The 1,903-nt window shown below is 46.5% G+C and carries 1 protein-coding gene; it reads left to right on the forward strand.

All coding sequences use genetic code 11. The features are described from left to right. Positions 1-41: 41 nt before the first annotated feature. Positions 42-1,883 carry a threonine--tRNA ligase gene (locus tag BP896_RS08425; protein ID WP_291767498.1) on the forward strand — a complete coding sequence of 614 codons (1,842 nt, stop codon included), beginning with the start codon at positions 42-44 and terminating at the stop codon, positions 1,881-1,883. The last annotated feature ends 20 nt before the right edge of the window (positions 1,884-1,903 follow it).

The following is a 1,903-nucleotide window of genomic DNA, read 5'->3' on the forward strand; positions in this document are numbered from 1 at the left end:
ATGCACATTTAATTTAAAAAGTGATCCACTGGAGGTTTGTTATGAGGTTGCTTCTAATACATGCAGGGTCCTTTTCATTTGAGGTTAGGGATAAGGCGGTTGAGAACCCCGAGCCATTAACGGAGGAGTTGAAGAGGGGTAGTGCTGAGAATACTTTAGTTGTATTCACTACGGTTGAGGAGAATGATAATGATTCACCAAGCTTCCTGGAGAGGGTGGCTAATGATGTACTTGACGTTGCAGGTAGGGTTAAGGCTTCATCAGTCTTCCTATACCCATACGCCCACCTAAGCCCCAACCTTGCGCCGCCGCCTAGGGCTATAGCCATACTTAACGCACTATACGAGACCCTTAAGGGTAAGGCCAGTATACCGGTTTACAAGGCTCCCTTCGGCTGGTATAAGGCATTCACGGTGAGTTGCCTTGGGCACCCGCTCTCGGAGTTAAGTAGAACCATAACCCCACAGGAGCCTGCCCCTCAGAGGAAGCCCTATACTAGGGATTACTACGTGATTGTTTCACCTAATGGTTCAGTTCATGACCCGGCTAATTACAGCTTCAGTGAGGGGGATGCTGACTTGAAGGTTCTTGTTGATAAGGAGGTTTTCAAGAGGGAGCTTGAGGGTAAGGAGCAGCCCAGGTACATTGACTACTGCGTTAAGTTTGGCTTCGAGTGGGAGCCTTTATCTGATGTGGGGCACATGAGGTATGGGCCCTATGCCACAGTTATGATAGAGCTGCTTGACGATTACTCATACCAGGTAGCCAAGTCGCTGGGTATACCTGTCTTTAAGGTTAAGGGAACTAATATGTTTAGGCTCTCGGATAAGGCTATCAGTGAGCATGCTGGATTATTTGGGGAAAGAATGTACGTCACTGAGTCTGATGAGGAACTGGTCATGAGGTACGCTGCCTGCTTCCAACAGTTCGCAATGATTAAGGACTGGGTGTTAAGTTATAGGAATTTACCCTTAGGCATGCTTGAGGTTGCTGACAGTTATAGGTATGAGCAGCCTGGTGAGACTGTGCTATGCTTTAGGCTTAGGCGCTTCTACATGCCTGACCTACACATATTCGTTAAGGACCTTAAGGAGGCCATGGACGTTGGGCTTAAGCTACATGCTAAGATATTTGAGGAGATTAGGAAGATTGGGAGGGATTACGTTAGCCTATATAATGTTAGTAAGGAGTTCTTCGACCAGAATAAGGATTACCTAGTGGAGTTGGCTAGGAGGGAGGGTAAGCCAATACTGGTTAGGATCCTTGAGGGTGCTAAATACTACTGGGTGCTTAACGTCGAGTACCATATAATTGATGAGCTTAGGAGGCCTAGGGAAATAGCCACTTTCCAATTCGATATTGGTAACGCCCAAAGGTTTGGGATTAAGTATAGGGATGAGAATAATAACATAAAGTACCCAGTAATAATACATACAGCCATTTTAGGCAGTATTGAGAGGTACGTCTTCGCCCTACTGGATACCGCAGCCATTAATGAGGCTAACGGTAAAGTACCAGTATTACCGACATGGATTGCCCCAGTTCAAGTCAGGGTTATACCAGTGTCCAGTAGTTATAATGAGGGGGCAGTGGAGTTGGCTAGGAGGATTGAGGAGGCTGGCTTCAGGGTTGAGGTTGATGATAGGGATGAGACTGTTAGTAGGAAGATTAGGGATGCTGAAACCCTCTGGATACCATACATTGTAGTCTTCGGTGAACGTGAGGCTAAGACAGGTTCATTAAGCGTGAGGGTTAGGGGCGTGGGTCAGGTTAGCATGAGGATTGAGGAATTATTGAGTAGGCTGGATGCGGAAACTAAGGGTTACCCGAGGAAACCATTAACGGCACCAATGCTGCTCAGCATTAGGCCGCCTTTACCTTAATTTTTATTCTATGTATATTC

The sequence above is a fragment of the Caldivirga sp. UBA161 genome (assembly GCF_002506515.1).
Lineage (GTDB): Archaea > Thermoproteota > Thermoprotei > Thermoproteales > Thermocladiaceae > Caldivirga.